We start from the raw sequence: 16,343 nt of genomic DNA, 5'->3' as shown, positions 1-16,343 counted from the left end.
ACCGTGGCACACTTCACTGTTATCGGTCTTGGCCGCTTCGGCATTACGGCCAGCCTGGAGCTGATTCATCTGGGTCATACTGTCACCGGCATTGATATTGACGAAAAGCTGGCTGAGCAGTACGCCAGTGATCTGACCCAGACGCTTATCTGTGACGCTACCGACGAACGGGCCATGGCCGAGCTTAATCTGTCAGACAGCGAAGCGATTCTGGTCGCCATAGGTGAAGATATGCAGGCCAGTTTGCTGTGCACCCTGCACCTGAAAAACTTAGGCGCCGGTCAGATTTGGGTCAAAGCCAACTCCACCGCCCACCACACCATATTATCTAAACTGGGGGTTCAGCGAATTATTCACCCGGAAGAGGAAATGGGCACGCGAGTGGCGCAGGCGCTTAACTATCCGATGGTGAATGATTACTTAAGTATCGGACATGGTTTGTATGTGGTTGAAATAACCCTGCCCGCCTCTAAAAAGCCCCAACAGGTGCAACACCTGATTCAGGGCTTCGAGCGTTCTATTCACTGTTTACTGATAAAGCGTGGCAGTGCGCTGATTTCTGCACCCTCGTCAGTCACTGAAATGCAGGAAGGCGACCTGCTGCTACTGTGTGGCCCCCGTGAAGCCCTTGTTCGTATTGCTCCACGTCTTGTCTGATGACCCGCTGGACACCTTCACGCCGGCCACTGGAGCGTAAACCCAGGGGCGCACGCAAGATTCAGGCGGCGCCACCGCTCATTTTATCACTCAGCTTTCTGGCGTTTATCGGAATCGGTACACTACTGCTTCAGCTGCCCTGGGCCACCACCGAACCCATCGGCTGGATTCAAAGTCTGTTTACCGCCACCTCTGCGGTCACGGTAACCGGCCTGGTGGTGGTGGATACCGGCAGCGTCTTTACGCCGTTTGGTCAGCTGGTCATCGCAGCGCTGATTCAGGTCGGCGGGCTGGGACTGATGACCTTTGCCGTAGTCACTCTGATTGCCGTTGGCAGTAAAATCAGTTTTCTGCAGCAAACCGCCGTCAAGGAGGCATTTAATCAGACTGATACTTCATCACTGGTCAGCACAGCAAAAGCGGTACTGGTGTTTGCCTTACTGGTTGAGTTAACCGGCACACTGGCGCTGGGTCTGTACTGGCTCCCGGAACTGGGTTGGCAGCAAAGCTTCTTTCACGCCCTTTTTTATACTATTTCGGCATTTAATAACGCCGGTTTTGCGCTGAGTCCGGACAGCCTGATGCCGTATGTAGATGACGGCTTTATCAACCTGGTTATTACGGGTTTATTTATTACCGGCGGCCTGGGCTTTTCGGTCTGGATTGATATTGTTAAAAAACGCCGCTGGCAAAGCCTGACCGCCTACAGTAAAACCATGCTGGCCGGCACCCTGATTATCAACGTGATTGCACTGCTGCTGATTTACGCCATCGAGTATAATAATCCAGCTACTCTGGGCAATCTGGATGCCACCGGTAAATGGCTGGCGTCCTGGTTTCAGGCCGTAACGCCACGCACAGCCGGGTTTAATACCCTGGATATCACCGCATTACGGGATGGCTCAGTGACCCTGATGCTCCTGCTGATGTTTATTGGTGGCGGCTCAATGAGTACTGCCAGTGGGATTAAGCTGGTGACCTTTATTGTTTTACTGCTGGCTACCTACAACTATTTTCGCCGGGACCCGGCCCCAACCCTGTTTCAGCGCACCATTCGTCAGGACACTATCACCAAAGCCCTGGCCCTGACCCTGATTTCAGCCGGTGTGACCTGGCTGGCGATTTTTCTGCTGACCATTACCGAACATCATGCCAGCTTTTTAGATGTGGTGTTTGAAGCCGTATCAGCGCTGGGCACGGTGGGTTTATCCCGCGGGCTGACCAGCAAGCTTTCCGATGCCGGAGAAGGGATCATTATCATTTTAATGTATGTGGGCCGGCTGGGCCCGCTGACCCTGGCCTATTTTCTGGCCAGCCCCCGGCAACGCCGGGTACGTTACCCGGAAAGCAAATTGCCTATCGGCTGAAGCGGTACCACTGCCAGGCGGTATCCGCAAATAAGGCAGACTGGTATTCAGGTGCCACACAGCGCTGATAAATAGCCCATAATTGCTGCCAGGAATGGGCAAACCGGCACAGCGGAAAATTACTGGCCAGCATCACCCGTTGCGGGCCAAACAGCGCCAGTAAATCGTCCATTACCCGGGTAGCAAACTGGGGGTCCCAGTGCCGCTGTGTACTGAGCATTTCAAACCCGGACACCTTAACCGCCACCTGCGGATTTTGCGCCAGTCGTGCCATATTGTTATGCCACAGGGTATAGCCTGGCTTATCAAACGGCGCAAAGCCGGCATGGTTGACCACACAACGCACACCGGATTGCTGTAAACACCGGGCCAGCTCGGATATTCCGGCGGTATCGGTGCCGGCCAGCTGGGCTTCAAACAGCAAATGATGGCGGGCCAGCGCGTTAAAATGCGCCAGTGTGCTACGGGCCTGTAGCACAGCCTGAGCGTCCTCATCCAGAATATGCCGCACGCCGGCTACCGAGGACAGGGGCAGCAGATGCGCCAGCACAGCCTGCGGATCAACGGCTAGCAAATCATAACCGGCAATGGTGCGCAGAGGCGCACTTACATGGTGCTCCAGATACTGCACCTCGCGCCAGGGCCGGGCATTGTCGAAACCCGCTTCAATATGCACCACTCCTTCAAGACTTAAGTCCGGTCCCTCTAAATCCTGCTCACTGCCATCATGACAAAGCATAGGTTTGTCGGGCCAGAACGGCGGATTGTGGGGCTTCAGCCACTCGTACTGGCCTTCCTGTAAAGCAAAAAAGTGAACATGAGGGTCAACAATCTGCATGATGTACCTTTATTTACTGCGCGGTATATCCGCCATCAATCGCGTGCAGACTCCCGGTAATAAAGCTGGCGCTGTCACTGGCCAGAAAATAAGCCAGCTCAGCCACTTCTTCCGGTTGACCCAGACGACCCAGCGGCTGTGCGGCGGCTTCCTCGGCATGAACCGCCTGCTCATCTGCACCCGAGGCCGCCACATAGTTGTCGATGGCATTATGATACAGCGGTGTTTCGATGGTGCCGGGGCATACCGCATTGGTGCGGATATTGTAGCTGGCGTAGTCCAGCGCGGTGGTTTTGGTCATCGAGCCCAGCGCAGCTTTAGACAGGTTATAGGCAAATGAGCCGGTTTTTCCCACCAGCGACTGGTCTGAGCCGATCAGCACAATGGCTCCTTTTTGCTGGACTTTCATGACCGGCAACACCTGCCTGACAGCGGCGTAGGCCCCTTTGACATTAATCGCAAATACCCGGTCAAAGTCGGCCTCCGGAGTATCTTCAATAGTACCTGAATAATGCACACCGGCGTTGGAAACCAGCACATCAATCCGGTCTGTCAGGCCAGTGACTTTATCAATACAGCCGGCTACCTGCATGGTGTCAGACACATCGCAGTGCAGCCAGACGCTGTTTTCCACCGGTTTGGCAAAGTCGCTCAGATCCAAATTAAACACCCGGTATCCCTGGGCTGAAAATTTTTGGCTGATGGCCAGCCCAATACCCTGGCTTCCGCCGGTCACCACGCATACAGGAGACTCGTAGCTCATCGTTATATTCTTCCCCGTTTCAAAGGCTCTAGGATGAACAATGGCTGTAGAAAATGCAATGCTGGCGGCACGTGATAACACACGGGGGCTCTACCAGACCAGTAAAACGTTAAAAATTTTTACAAAGTGCTTACAGTCTATTGGCGAGGGCTATTTTCTGCGTATAATCGAAATTCAAACACCTGTTTAAAAATAGCAATAGGAGTGGGTATGCCACAGTATCAGGCACCAATGGCCGATTATCAGTTTTTACTGCGCGACTGGCTGGGATTGGACAAGCACTATCAGCATCTGGGGCTGAGTGATTTTGACTTTGAGCTGGCCAACGAGATTATTGCTCAGGGTGCAAAGTTTGCAGAAGATGTGATTGCGCCGCTCAATCGCCCGGGAGATGAGCAGGGCTGTACACTCAAGGATGGCAAGGTGACCACCCCTGACGGCTTTGCGTCTGCGTATCAGGAATATATTAACAATGGCTGGAACAGTATGCTGGGCAGCGCCGAGTATGAAGGCCAGGAGTTGCCTTACTCAATGGCGGTGCCGGTGCATGAAATGCTGCATTCGGCCAACCTGAGCTGGCGACTCACCAGCATGCTCACCGAAAGTGCCGTGCTGGCGGTGACCAAGCATGCCTCACAGGCGCTGAAAGACCAGTATCTGGCCAAACTTATCAGCGGTGAGTGGACGGGTACCATGAATCTGACCGAGCCTCATGCCGGTACTGATCTGGCGCTGCTTAATACCAAAGCTGAACCGCAGGAAGATGGCAGTTATACCATTACCGGTAACAAGATTTTTATTACCGGTGGCGATCATGAATGGACCAGTAATATTATTCACATGGTACTGGCTCGTCTGCCCGACGCGCCGGCCGGCGTTAAGGGCATCAGTTTGTTTCTGGTGCCTAAGTTTATGCTCGATGACAATGGCGAACCGGCTCAGGCCAATGCGGTGTCGGTTGGCAGTATTGAGCACAAAATGGGCATCAAAGGCAGCCCGACCTGTGTAATGAATTATGACGGCGCCACTGGATATCTGGTGGGCGAACCGCACCAGGGGCTAACCTGCATGTTTACCATGATGAATGATGCTCGTTTTCAGGTTGGTCTGGAAGGTCTGGGGGCGGCCGAAGCGTCTTTTCAGGGAGCGCTGAGTTATGCCCGAGAGCGGGTGCAGTCCCGCGCCCCACAGGGCGTACAAAACCCGGACGGTAAAGCTGACCCAATTGTATTTCAGCCGGATGTGGCCCGTATGCTGCTTACCCAGAAAACCTTAACCGAAGGCTGCCGGGCGCTGGCGGTGATGTACGCCAAATATATGGATATAGAGCGCCTGGGTCAGGACGAGGATAAAGCCAGCGCAGAAAAAGTCCTGCAGTTTCTGACCCCCGTGTGCAAAGCCTTTATGACGGATATGGGACTGGAGTCCACCAGCCTCGGCGTTCAGGTATTTGGTGGTCACGGCTATATTCGTGAATGGGGCATGGAGCAGTTAATGCGTGATGTGCGTATTGCCCAGCTTTATGAAGGCACTAATGGTATTCAGGCACTGGATTTAATTGGTCGCAAACTGACCCGCGATAAAGGCGGCATGATGGAAGCGACCTATCTGGAGTTCAAAAAGCTGGTTGATGCCATGCACAGTGACAACCACCGGCAGGAAGCCGGCGCCCTTCTGGATGACTGGCGGGCCACCTCGGCCGACTGTCTGGGCCTGGATGCGGCGGATGTTGCCAGTGCAGCCTGCGATTATCTGGCCTATACCGCCTATTCACTGATTGGGGTGTTGTGGTACAGCCAGGCGGATACGGCCACACAGTGTGACAATCAGGTGATTGCCAGTGCCAAGCAAAAAAGCCGGAATTTCTACATGCAACGCATTTTGCCGCGCCGTGACAGCCACAAGGTGGCCATGCAGGCCGGGGCTGACTCGGTACTGAGCATTGCCGGTAGTGAGTTTGATTACCTGTAACGAGCGCAAGATATAAAAAAGACCGGCAGGGGATACCTCTGCCGGTCTTTTTTTTACTGGACAGGGCCGGTCAGACAACCAGCCCTGTAGCGGTCAGGCTTTACAGCCTGTGCGGGTACACAGAGTACGCATTAAACGCAAATCCCTGATGTTCACCTTGCCGTCGCCATTCAGGTCAAACTCTGACCCGATTGGCTGGCGGAAAATCACCGCCATCATAAAGCCACGAATGTCTTTGAAGTCCACATCACCGTCGCCATCCCAGTCTCCTTTAACCAGCGCCGCTGGCAAATTGTAGCTGGTGATCACCGGGTCGTGGTCAGAGGCACGGAAAACCAACGTATTAAGCCAGCTTTGTGGTTTATATTCTTCGTTATAATCCAGTGCCGGTGCTTCATCCGCGTTGATGTGCCAGACCTGTGCATCTACCAGATACTGCTGCATATCGCTGTTAATCAGCTGATAATCCAGCGTACCGGCTTCGCCGCGAAATGTGTAGCTGTATACATCATCGCCCTGCACGGTTTCCAGCGTATCGGCAAAACCGGCATTTTCCAGATACTGGATAGGATCTTCTTTGGCATAAGCATTCAGATCGCCCAGTATTACCTGCGGTTTATCAGCGTACAGATCAGACAGCCAGGCAGTCACAGCAATGGCTGCACGGGTCCGGGTCAGGTTACAGCTGCCAGCCAGTGGATGATCATCACCGGCGCCACACGATGAGCCCTTGGATTTGAAATGATTCACATCCACCACAAACTCATTGCCGGTCTCAGTGTGTACAAACAGCTGTGCCAGTGACGGACGATTATTATCGGCAAACAGCGGGCCGTTTTCATCGCTCATGCTATTTGCACTGCTCAGCACACTGGCCGCGCCGGCCGGTGTGACCACATCCTGACGATAAATAATGCCAGAGGCAATGGCATCTGTACCCAGTTGCTCGCTGCCCACATCAATATAGGCATAACGGGTATCACCCACCGCCTGGTTCAGGGCATCGGTAAGCTGGGCAATGGTGCTAGAGGCATCATAGCCATCGTTTTCCAGCTCCAGTAAGCCAAATACATCCGCATTTAAGGTAACCATCGCTTCAACAATCTTGGCCAGCTGACGTTCATATTCACTGACCGAATCTGCGCCGCGAGAGGTTGGGAAGCCCTGCCCCTGTCCGTCACCGTTGAACAGGTTCAGAACATTGAAGCTGGCAATCGTCAGATTACCTGCCGCCAGTTCAATACTGTCCTGACGCGGGTTCTGCACTACAACATCAGCGCTGAACAGCGGACGAATGCGATAAGCACTGAAGCCATAGTCCATCACCCCGGTTACCGACGCCACCACATCACCGCTACGCAGCGCATTATAGGGGCCGAACTCACCGGCGGTTAACAGATGCGAGGTGTTATCTCCTCCATCAGAGTTATCATCAATCAGTAGCTGGTCCAGCGCATTGGCTGCTGCCAGTGCCTGCGCTTCGGGCGTGTCGGCACCATAACGCTGAGTGGCAGTATACAGACGCTTAGACGACACAGTTGCCTCACCATAGCTGCCGTAATTGTATACATTATTAACCACCCAGTTTTCGTTACTGGTTACCAGCATGCCTTCAACAGACTCAAAGGCATTATCGCTGGCCTGCGGCAGGCTCACTGGCGTAACCGCCACAGTACCGGTGCCACAAACCACCGGCTCACCGCTGATGCTGATTTGCGTGCGGCCATAACGCTCCGACACCTCACCTTGCAAACGCACCACATCACCAGCCTGCAGGGCGTCTGACATTTGCGGAGCATACACAAACACACCTTCTGAAGTGGCACTGCTGTCATCATAGTCTGTGGCTTCTTCCTGAATAAAATAGCCACTCAACTTTGGCGTCAGGTGAGAGATAATAGCCTCAACAGACACTGACTGACCCGCCAACGGCGAAGCCATACCATCGCCCTGCACCTCATGGATAAAGGTAGCCGGTTCACCACAGGCCGCCAGACCGCCGCCGTTGTCACCACCGCCATTATCGCCGGTGCCGGAATACTGTCCCAGGCCGTCGAACGTATTGTTGGCAAAACCGTCCCATTCCAGCGCCGGGTCAAACGCATCATAGGCGTCATTATCGCCGCCGGTTACGGTAGCTTTACGGCGCAGAGTATTATCCTGCGTACTGGTATCGCCACTGCCCCACTCGGTGCGTACGCCAATCTGTCCGATAGCATCCACAATCTCGCCGTTGTGCAGCAGTACCACAGCATCATCGCCGTTAAAGCTCACCTGACCGGTGAGCACATCAGCCACCGCCGCAATCTGACTATCAGCCTGATTATTAGCAATCACCAGCACATCACCAGGGGCTACGGTACCACTGAGGCTTATCGGGGTCTGACCGGTCTGGTTACCATTACTGAAGATCTGAATAGCATACTCACTGGCATCCAGCGGTGTGGCGCCGGTATTTACCAACTCCAGCGCTTTGTTGAAGCTGCTGCCTTCCACATATTCAGAGAAAAACAGGGTTGCCGGGATCAGGGCAAAACTGCCTGCCGGAAACGGCACAGCAGCGGTGCTGTTGTCATTCTCACCATCCCAGGTGTTGGCACCGGGTACTGACCACTGCGACAAGGTAAATTCGCCGTTGGCTGTACCGCCAGTACGATAGGCAAAGCTATCCAGGTATTCCCAGTCCTGCCCGGTGCCATCAACATTGATGTCACCGTACACATCAACTCGCTCACCATGACAGAATACTTCAATGGCATCATCACCGTTGATCGACATGGCTGAACTGGTGTAATCCGGCGCAAAACCAAAAAAGCTGGTAAACCCGGTGGTTTCAGATGCGATGTAGATAAACTCGCCGGCCACCACACTGCGTGACGGGAAGATAAACTCTTCACCCGCGCTGCCGCCGCCATTATTTGCAGAACCAACGCCACAGACGCTTAAGTCATCCATATCTTCGGTGACCAGCAGCTCAATACCTTTAGGCACACCACCAGACAACGGACCATCATAAATACCGGTCAGCATAAGTGGCGCACTGCCCGCTTCTGGCTGTGGGTCAACCGGCTCATCGGTTTCACCGGTATCACCACCGGTAGACGCATCACAGCTTTGGGCTGAGTACAGCACATCGACCCATTCTGGACGATCCACAAACGGGTTCCGGTTACCCTGATACTCATAGATGGCCGCCTGACGAGTGCGCTCTGCCTCATCGACCGGATCGGCGTTGTGCCATTCAATCAAGGTGCACAGTTTGCCCAGCGCAGCATCGCCGCTGGCAGTGATGGTGTTAACCAGCACTAAGTCAGGAGTAACATCTCCATTAATACCTTCATAACGCACATCCATGTACATCATCATGCGCGCCACGTCGCCTTTGATAGCATCACGCGGCTCAAACGAATCACCGTCAATACGGTTTTCCGGCGCTTCGGAGAGCGGGCTGTCACTGAAGTCAAAATCCAGATTTCCGCGGCTGCTGTTCACCGAAATATCGGTCGCCCGCAGGTGCTGAATATCAGTATAAGCTTCATTTGCCGAGCTGCTGAAGCCATGACTTTTCGGCCAGCTGTGCTCGCGGTTCCAATTGTCCGGGTTGGTGGACGCATCGCCTGAGCCATTTGAGGCTTTGGCAATAGAGCGATTTGAATAAAACAGCAGAACATTGTCCGGGTCGGCCGGATCTTCGTCGGTTGCGGTCAGGGCGGTCCATACCTGTGAGTAGCTTAATTGGCGCTGCCCGTCAGCCAGAGTGGCAGATAAACGCTGGCGGATAACATCCATACTGCTGCCGGCATCCACTTCTGCCTGTACTGCGCTGTAATAGGCGCTGGCATCAAAACTGGCGGCATCGGCGACTTTGTCCAGATCCGGGCAATTGGTACACACACCAGACAGTACCCCGTCATCACCGGAGTCGCCGCCATTGCCACCTGCATCACCACTGTAGGTATGCTGGCCCAGACCAGAAATATCATCTTTGGCCAGTCCGGTGAACTGTGCAGCCGGGTCAAAAGTATCAGCAACATTGGTATCACCGGCGCTGATGCCAGCTAGCCTGATCAGCGTATTATCCTTGGTACTGGTGTTGCCACTGCCCCACTCATCGTCAGGACGAAAACCCACCTGGCCGATGCTGTCGATAATGCTGCCGGCACGACTTAGTACAACGGCATCGTCACCGTTGAAAAAGCTTTGCGTGCTGGTTTGGTCAGACAGCGCCAGCATAGCCGCTGATGCATCATTGTCGGCCAGTACAAATGTACCGCCCGGATTGATGGTACCGCTAAGCTCGATGATGGTACTGGCAGCATTACTGCCATTGGAATAGACAGACAGCGTGTAACCATTCAGATCTATCGCTTGTGCGTCGGGGTTGTATAGCTCTACGGCCTTATTATTACTGCCACCTTCTACATACTCAGAAATAAACACTTCAGCGCTGACTGGCGCACTGACACAGAGTACAAAAGGAAGCAGAGCACGGCGTTTAAACATGTGTGTCTCCTGCGACTTTTTGGATTTATTGTTGTAAAACTGTCCTTTGGTACAGGGAGACTATATCGTGTTCACTACAGAAAAGTGACAAATTTTGGACAAAAACTGACAATTTTTTGACCACACGGTCTGACATGGCAGGAAGCAATAGGGATGGGAGCGCGTCACCCAAATGAATGACGGCGAAATAAACCATACTGTTATACAGTGCTTATTACAGCTTCACATCAGGGTGTGTGACTGGCGGTTTGCTCCAGTGTTTTTTCAAACCAGTCTTTTAACATGGCTTTTTCATAGGTCAGATTTTCAGCCCGGCGGCTGGCCCGGGTGCCCCGAGCCATAAAGGCCATATCTTTCAGTTTTACCTCCGCATTTTGCAGCACGTTACCGGTGGTATCTTTTAAGGTGTAACTGAAACTCATTCTGGGAATGTAGACCGGTTTTACTAACCGGATATCTGCGCCGCCCATTCCGCCTAGCAAGCTGGCGGGCCACACTTCACCGGCCAGGTCCAAATCGGTCACCGTCAGAGACAGGGTCTGCCCGTCGGGCAACTCTTCTGCCAGCTTTGTCATGTATTGCTCAAGATCGGCAAATACCATATTTCTGAATGATGTCCGGCTTTGATTGGAAGGCCGGATATCCTGGTAGGAGTCTGGCTCCTGCCAGTTTATTTTTACCTCTGCGGCAGCCATTACGGGTTGGTACATCAGCCCGGCAGCCAGCAATGTCGCTATTGAGAGTGACTTTTTCATGGGCTCCTCACATGTAAACATGCACTGTGTAAATACACGGGTTAGAGACTACCGCGCTGCCACAAGTTCCGTGACCGGTCCATAAACAGGCAATATTTAATTTTTGAAAATGGCCCGATAGCGCAGGGAATAGAGATGAGCATGCTATCGGGCAACTGAACTGAGGCTGAATCAAACAATCAGGATTTTGTCAGTAAAGGGGTTTTACTGATTTCGTCGCACAGATAGGTTCTGGATGACCCGTATATATAAGGATTCATGTCAGCACCCTGACAATAATAGGCATAAAATTGAATAACATTATCTTTGCTTTGCAACAGCTCATTAAGATAACGTTGCTGAAACGGTCGCATCGATACATGCAGCGGCCCTGTGGTCACTTTCAGATCGTCTAGCGCCTGTTGTTCGGGGAGCTTGTCCAGCTCCAGCAGCCAGTCGCTCACCGTGGCCTGAATATCCTGCAGCATGGCTTGCATCATGGGCATGCGTAAAATCAAAATCAGTACTGCGACCTGCACCAGTACTGCAAACATCCGGGCCATTTTGTTTTTCTCCCAGCAAGAACCCTAGCCTGTTTTTTAATCAAACAAAGATTAATACCTAACGACTGACTAAAAAAGCCTCAGTTTTATACGCATATATCAAAAGGTATAAAGAATGGCCACGCCAACAGACGAATCAAAGAGCGTTAATGTCATTAATGTCACATTCCGGCATTCGCTGTTTATTTGATCTATATTAAGCCTTATTCTCACCTGCGTCTGATAGTATGCAAAGGGACGTTATCGCTAAGGCCTGACAATGAGTGACAATATTCCGGTTAAAAATGTGACGCCGGTCAAAGTACATAAGCCGGACACCGGCACAACCCGGCGCCACGCCGCCCATAGCCGGATTTATGTACGCGCGGTGAAAGGGCCGCTGGAAACATTCCGACGTTTTTTCGGGTTATTTTTTCTGGCTTTGTTTGCGCTTATTCCGTGGCTGACCTACAACGGCCATCAGGCTGTGCTGCTCGACATCGCCGAGCAGCGCTTTACGCTGTTCTCACTGACTCTGTGGCCACAGGATCTGACCCTGCTGGCTTATCTGTTTATTATTTCTGCCTTTGCACTGTTTTTTGTGACCACGTTTGCCGGCCGGGTCTGGTGCGGATTTATGTGCCCGCAAACCACTTGGGTATATATCTTCACCTGGTTTGAAGAAATAATTGAAGGGCCCAGAAATAAACGTATTAAACTGGATGAACGCCCCATGGATGCGGATAAGTTTATTCGCAAAACGCTCAAACAATGCTGCTGGTGGAGCACAGCCTTACTCACAGCCCTGCTTTTTGTCGGCTATTTTACGCCGGTAAAGGCACTGTTTGCCGACTTTTTTACCTTCAACGCCAGCTTCTGGGCAACCTTCTCGGTACTTTTTTTTGCAGTCTGTACTTATGGTAATGCCGGCTACATGCGTGAAATCATGTGCACGCATATATGCCCGTATGCCCGCTTCCAGTCGGCCATGTTTGACAGCCAGACCATTACCGTGGCGTATGATAAACAGCGCGGTGAACATCGCGGACCGCGCCCGCGCAAGCTCAGTCGTGACGCGTTTCACGCAAAAGGATTAGGTGACTGCATCGACTGTCAGTTGTGTGTGCAGGTATGCCCGACCGGAATAGATATTCGCAATGGCCTGCAATACGAGTGTATCAATTGCGGCGCCTGCGTGGATGCCTGTAACGGCGTCATGGACAAGATGAATTATCCGAAAGGGCTGATTCGCTTCACTTCTGAAGAAGAATTATCCGGTGGTAGCTTGCGTATTTTCCGGCCCAAACTGATTGGCTATTTTGTTGTATTGCTGTTGATGATAGCCGTACTGACCGCCAATGTGCTGTTACGGGTGCCGCTGGAGGTTGATATTATTCGTGATCGTAATGCCCTGTACCGGGAAACCAATGACGGTCTGATTGAAAATGTGTATACCCTGAAAGTACTTAACAAGTCGCAAACCCAGCATCAGTACAGCATTTCTGTTGCCGGTCTGCCGGACTACCGTCTGATTGGCGCGCAGAAAGTGACGGTTCAGGGCGGAGAAGTTGCATCAGTACCGATTTCGGTTGCCACCGATGCCTATAATCTGGATGATCCGGTTACCGATATTCAGTTTGTGGTTCGCGCCACTGATACTGCCGAGGCAGTGGAAGTGAAAGAACCCAGCAAGTTCCTCTATCGATAAGGATCCTATGACAGATTTTGCTTTTACCGGTCTGACGCCGGACGCGCTGCTTGATGCGCTGGAGTCTACCGGCGTTTATGCGCAAACCGGGTTACTGGCACTCAACAGTTATGAAAACCGGGTGTACCAGTTTCAAAGCGACGAAGGCCAGCGCATGGTGGTCAAATTTTATCGCCCGGAGCGCTGGACCGACGATCAGATTCTTGAAGAGCATGAGTTTGCCCGAGAACTGGCCGATGCCGAAATTCCCATGGTGGCGCCATTAAATATTCAGGGCAAAACCCTGCATTTTCATAACGGATACCGCTTTGCTCTGTTTCCGTCGGTTGGCGGACGGCAGTTTGAAATTGATAATCTTAACCAGCTGGAATGGATGGGCCGCTTTATCGGACGTATTCACCGGGTGGGACAGGCTCGTAATTTTACCGGCCGCCCGGTATTAGATACCGACTCCTTCCTGACCCAGCCCTATCAGGAACTGCAACACAGTGCGCTGTTGCCGGAGCATTTAAAAACCGCTTTTTTTGCCATTGCCGAGCCGCTAATCACCGCCACGCGCCAGCATTACTTTGAAACCGATAGCATCCGCCTGCACGGCGATTGTCATCCGGGTAATATTTTGTGGCGTGACGGCCCCATGTTTGTCGATTTGGATGACAGTCGTATGGGGCCGGCCATTCAGGACCTGTGGATGATGTTAAGTGGTGATCGCAGCCAGCAGTTATTGCAGCTGGATGTGATGGTAGAAGCCTATGAGGAATTCAATGAGCTGGACCCGCGTCAGCTGGCTCTGATTGAGCCACTACGCGCTATGCGCATGATTCATCATATGGCCTGGTTGTCTCGCCGCTGGCAGGACCCGGCGTTTCCCAGAGCATTCCCCTGGTTTGCCGAGGATAAATACTGGGAAGGTCAGATACTGGCGTTAAAGGAGCAGCTGGCAGCACTGTCAGAACCGCCGCTTAAACTGGGTTTGTAGTGTTTGTTGAACTGGGCTGGGCGGGCATGTTCAGCAGCGCTTTGCTGGCTGCCACATTACTTCCGCTGGGCTCAGAAGCCGTGATGCTGGCCTTACTGGCCGCCGGCTATGCCCCCCTGCCACTGGTACTTACCGCCACCGCCGGAAACGTGGGTGGCTCCCTGCTTAATTACTGGCTGGGCCGTTATGCCGGTCGCGCCGGTGTACAGAAGTGGTTAAAAGTCAGTGACACCACCTACCTTTCTGCCCAGCATCATTTTCAAAAGTACGGTATCTGGTCACTGTGTTTTGCCTGGCTGCCGGTGGTGGGCGACCCGCTGACCTTTATTGCCGGCATCCTGCGCACATCTCTGCCGGTATTCCTGCTGCTGGTGACCCTGGGTAAAGGTGGCCGATATGCGTTACTGGCGTGGTTCAGTGCGGTTTAAATCAATGGTTATGTGAATAAAAGTTCATCCCTTTCCCTCGCTTTTCTTTCCCGCTGAACTATGCTTAATACGAAGGGCTTCTAAATAGTTCATCTGCTAGTGTTGTTCAGGGAAGTATCGTTTTTGAATACTAAAAATGTATCCGGCATGCTCAAAGGCATGCCAAGCCTCTTACTCTACAAAGAAAACGATGACAGCGACTTTTTGTTGTCTGATGAGTGCTGTGTACAACTGCATCTGCCGGTTGGCAGTAACGCCCGGTCGCTGGATTTTTTTGACGCCCTCAGCGGTCAGCAGTTAACCGAAGAACATCACCCGCTACACCCGGCAAATCTGTTCGATCATAGCTGCCAGCAAGTGGATATAGCTGCCGGCAGCCAGCGCTTTCACTGTAACCTGACCTTTCGGCATTTAGCGGTCGCCTCTGATAATTACTGTGTGATTAATATCGACGTCACAGCTGTTTTTGATGCCCAACAGCGCAGTATGCAGGCGTCGGCGTCCAGCCATTTAACCTACAGCATGATGCTGTCATCTATCTCCACCCGGCTCATCAATGCTGACGAAGCCAGTGTGGATCCCCTGATTGAAGAGTGTCTGGGCACCTTTGGCCAATTTATCAATGCTGACCGCTGCTATCTGTTTCGGTATAAACATAACCATACGCTAATGGACAATACTCATGAGTGGGCTGGCCCGGATGTCATGCCATACAAAGATGATTTAAAAAATGTTCCGGTCAGCGAGTTCCCGGTGCTGTTTACAACGTTGCAGGAGCAGGGCATCTTCCGGATTCAGGATATTGACAACCTGCCACCGCAAGCTTGCAAGGAAAAAGCCGAATTTGAGCGAGAAGGCATCAAAGCTATTTTGTGTGTGGCAGTCACACTAAACGGTGGATTATTCGGGTTTATTGGTTGTGATATCTTAAATGTTTCGCACAACTGGCAGTACCATGAAGTGCGTTATCTGAAATTAATTGGTGAGCTGTTTAGTGAAACCCTGCACAGCCTCAATACCCGGCAAAGCCTGAAACTTTTGCAGCAGGACCTGGAACAGGCGAACAAAGAACTGGAACGTCAGGCTAATATGGATGCGCTGACAAGCATTGCCAACCGGCGCTTTTTTGACTTAACCCTGGCCCGGGAATGGGCCAATATTCATATTACCGGGCAGCCCTTGCATCTGGTCATGCTGGATGTGGACCATTTCAAGCTCTATAACGACACCTATGGTCATCAGGCCGGCGATGTGGTGCTCAAACTGATTGGACGGGTGCTGACCGATATCGCGCTGGAATATGCAGTCACTTCGGCCCGCTATGGCGGGGAGGAATTTGCCCTGATTTGCCCCTCCAAGTCGGCTGTTACTACGCTGAAAATTGTCGAGGCACTCATTAACAATATTCGAAAGCTTGCTATCGCGTTTCCAATGTCACCGGTCAGCAGTGTCATTACTGTTAGTGTCGGATACGCCCTCGCCGGGTCGCCCAAAACTGACAGTATGCAAGCACTTATTAGCCGTGCAGATACGGCGCTGTACAAGGCTAAAGCTGAAGGCAGGAACCGCTACAGCCCGGGCATTGCTCAGGCGCTGGCATAACCTTTGGATTAGTCACAACAAACACAGATGTTAGCGCAAAATAATCTAACCAGAGACTTCGCGAAGGCAGCCCTTGCGTGCGCTGGCTTAGGTGCCTTGTATCGGTATTTTATTGCTCCGGACTCCCTTTTCCCGGCCAATCTATAACGACACATCCCCTACTTTTATGGTAGGATCACCATGTTGATTCATACAGATAAAAATTACATTACTGAATTCAACCTTATCTTTTTAAATCAGAGCAGTTTGTC

13 protein-coding genes are annotated in these 16,343 nt (G+C 52.2%); 8 read left to right on the top strand and 5 right to left on the bottom strand.

Annotated elements, in window-relative coordinates:
* Nucleotides 1–3: 3 nt before the first annotated feature.
* Together EZV72_RS02960 and EZV72_RS02955 are read left to right on the top strand one after the other, a co-directional pair.
* The gene (locus EZV72_RS02960; RefSeq protein ID WP_137165833.1) at nucleotides 4–657 is read left to right on the top strand and encodes a potassium channel family protein; all 654 of its coding nucleotides are present in this window, start codon (nucleotides 4–6) and stop codon (nucleotides 655–657) included.
* Nucleotides 657–2,024 carry a TrkH family potassium uptake protein gene (locus tag EZV72_RS02955; RefSeq protein ID WP_137165832.1) on the top strand — a complete coding sequence of 456 codons (1,368 nt, stop codon included), beginning with the start codon at nucleotides 657–659 and terminating at the stop codon, nucleotides 2,022–2,024. The genes EZV72_RS02960 and EZV72_RS02955 overlap by 1 nt, the downstream gene beginning before the upstream one ends.
* Here the strand turns inward: EZV72_RS02955 and EZV72_RS02950 are convergent.
* Together EZV72_RS02950 and EZV72_RS02945 are read right to left on the bottom strand one after the other, a co-directional pair.
* Nucleotides 2,014–2,862 carry an amidohydrolase family protein gene (locus EZV72_RS02950; RefSeq protein WP_137165831.1) on the bottom strand — a complete coding sequence of 283 codons (849 nt, stop codon included), beginning with the start codon at nucleotides 2,860–2,862 and terminating at the stop codon, nucleotides 2,014–2,016. The two genes, EZV72_RS02955 and EZV72_RS02950, sit on opposite strands and share 11 nt — an antisense overlap.
* Nucleotides 2,863–2,875: 13 nt before the next feature.
* The gene (locus EZV72_RS02945) at nucleotides 2,876–3,625 is read right to left on the bottom strand and encodes an SDR family NAD(P)-dependent oxidoreductase (RefSeq protein WP_137165830.1); all 750 of its coding nucleotides are present in this window, start codon (nucleotides 3,623–3,625) and stop codon (nucleotides 2,876–2,878) included.
* A gap of 40 nt (nucleotides 3,626–3,665) precedes the next feature.
* On the opposite strand from EZV72_RS02945, the gene EZV72_RS18390 reads away from it, so the two are divergent.
* Nucleotides 3,666–3,815 carry a hypothetical protein gene (locus EZV72_RS18390; RefSeq protein WP_175405030.1) on the top strand — a complete coding sequence of 50 codons (150 nt, stop codon included), beginning with the start codon at nucleotides 3,666–3,668 and terminating at the stop codon, nucleotides 3,813–3,815.
* A gap of 20 nt (nucleotides 3,816–3,835) precedes the next feature.
* Nucleotides 3,836–5,596, top strand: a complete 1,761-nt coding sequence (locus tag EZV72_RS02940; RefSeq protein ID WP_137165829.1) for an acyl-CoA dehydrogenase family protein — start codon at nucleotides 3,836–3,838, stop codon at nucleotides 5,594–5,596.
* A 93-nt stretch (nucleotides 5,597–5,689) separates the two neighbouring features.
* Here EZV72_RS02940 and EZV72_RS02935 read toward each other — a convergent pair whose 3' ends face one another.
* The 3 genes from EZV72_RS02935 to EZV72_RS02925 all read right to left on the bottom strand — a co-directional run bounded on the left by EZV72_RS02935 (nucleotide 5,690) and on the right by EZV72_RS02925 (nucleotide 11,396).
* Entirely contained in the window at nucleotides 5,690–10,099 is a 4,410-nt protein-coding gene (locus EZV72_RS02935; RefSeq protein ID WP_137165828.1) for an ExeM/NucH family extracellular endonuclease, read from the bottom strand.
* A gap of 227 nt (nucleotides 10,100–10,326) precedes the next feature.
* Complete coding sequence (locus EZV72_RS02930; protein ID WP_137165827.1) at nucleotides 10,327–10,854, bottom strand: DUF3016 domain-containing protein; 528 nt, start codon at nucleotides 10,852–10,854, stop codon at nucleotides 10,327–10,329.
* A 179-nt stretch (nucleotides 10,855–11,033) separates the two neighbouring features.
* Nucleotides 11,034–11,396: a hypothetical protein gene (locus EZV72_RS02925; RefSeq protein WP_137165826.1), complete on the bottom strand. Its 363-nt coding sequence runs from the start codon at nucleotides 11,394–11,396 to the stop codon at nucleotides 11,034–11,036.
* A gap of 259 nt (nucleotides 11,397–11,655) precedes the next feature.
* Here EZV72_RS02925 and ccoG point away from each other — a divergent pair, with 259 nt between their 5' ends.
* The 4 genes from ccoG to EZV72_RS02905 all read left to right on the top strand — a co-directional run bounded on the left by ccoG (nucleotide 11,656) and on the right by EZV72_RS02905 (nucleotide 16,092).
* Nucleotides 11,656–13,083: a cytochrome c oxidase accessory protein CcoG gene (ccoG, locus tag EZV72_RS02920; protein WP_137165825.1), complete on the top strand. Its 1,428-nt coding sequence runs from the start codon at nucleotides 11,656–11,658 to the stop codon at nucleotides 13,081–13,083.
* A 7-nt stretch (nucleotides 13,084–13,090) separates the two neighbouring features.
* A complete protein-coding gene (locus EZV72_RS02915) occupies nucleotides 13,091–14,062 on the top strand; it encodes a serine/threonine protein kinase (protein WP_137165824.1) in 972 nt (323 codons plus the stop codon).
* The gene (locus EZV72_RS02910) at nucleotides 14,062–14,490 is read left to right on the top strand and encodes a YqaA family protein (RefSeq protein ID WP_332308335.1); all 429 of its coding nucleotides are present in this window, start codon (nucleotides 14,062–14,064) and stop codon (nucleotides 14,488–14,490) included. Before EZV72_RS02915 ends, EZV72_RS02910 begins: the two co-directional genes overlap by 1 nt.
* 123 nt (nucleotides 14,491–14,613) lie before the next feature.
* Complete coding sequence (locus EZV72_RS02905) at nucleotides 14,614–16,092, top strand: sensor domain-containing diguanylate cyclase (protein ID WP_137165823.1); 1,479 nt, start codon at nucleotides 14,614–14,616, stop codon at nucleotides 16,090–16,092.
* Nucleotides 16,093–16,343 lie beyond the last annotated feature (251 nt).

The sequence above is a fragment of the Salinimonas lutimaris genome, assembly GCF_005222225.1.
Taxonomy (GTDB): domain Bacteria; phylum Pseudomonadota; class Gammaproteobacteria; order Enterobacterales; family Alteromonadaceae; genus Alteromonas; species Alteromonas lutimaris.
Note: the sequence above shows the minus strand (reverse complement) of the source record. Positions and strands in the feature narration are given on the sequence as shown.

Coding starts and splice junctions, on each gene's coding strand:
- EZV72_RS02955 (WP_137165832.1), top strand. CDS start 657: ATGACCCGCTGGACACCTTCACGCCGGCCACTGGAGCGTAAACCCAGG.
- EZV72_RS18390 (WP_175405030.1), top strand. CDS start 3,666: ATGGCTGTAGAAAATGCAATGCTGGCGGCACGTGATAACACACGGGGG.
- EZV72_RS02950 (WP_137165831.1), bottom strand. CDS start 2,862: ATGCAGATTGTTGACCCTCATGTTCACTTTTTTGCTTTACAGGAAGGC.
- EZV72_RS02935 (WP_137165828.1), bottom strand. CDS start 10,099: ATGTTTAAACGCCGTGCTCTGCTTCCTTTTGTACTCTGTGTCAGTGCG.
- ccoG (WP_137165825.1), top strand. CDS start 11,656: ATGAGTGACAATATTCCGGTTAAAAATGTGACGCCGGTCAAAGTACAT.
- EZV72_RS02915 (WP_137165824.1), top strand. CDS start 13,091: ATGACAGATTTTGCTTTTACCGGTCTGACGCCGGACGCGCTGCTTGAT.
- EZV72_RS02940 (WP_137165829.1), top strand. CDS start 3,836: ATGCCACAGTATCAGGCACCAATGGCCGATTATCAGTTTTTACTGCGC.
- EZV72_RS02945 (WP_137165830.1), bottom strand. CDS start 3,625: ATGAGCTACGAGTCTCCTGTATGCGTGGTGACCGGCGGAAGCCAGGGT.
- EZV72_RS02930 (WP_137165827.1), bottom strand. CDS start 10,854: ATGAAAAAGTCACTCTCAATAGCGACATTGCTGGCTGCCGGGCTGATG.
- EZV72_RS02925 (WP_137165826.1), bottom strand. CDS start 11,396: ATGGCCCGGATGTTTGCAGTACTGGTGCAGGTCGCAGTACTGATTTTG.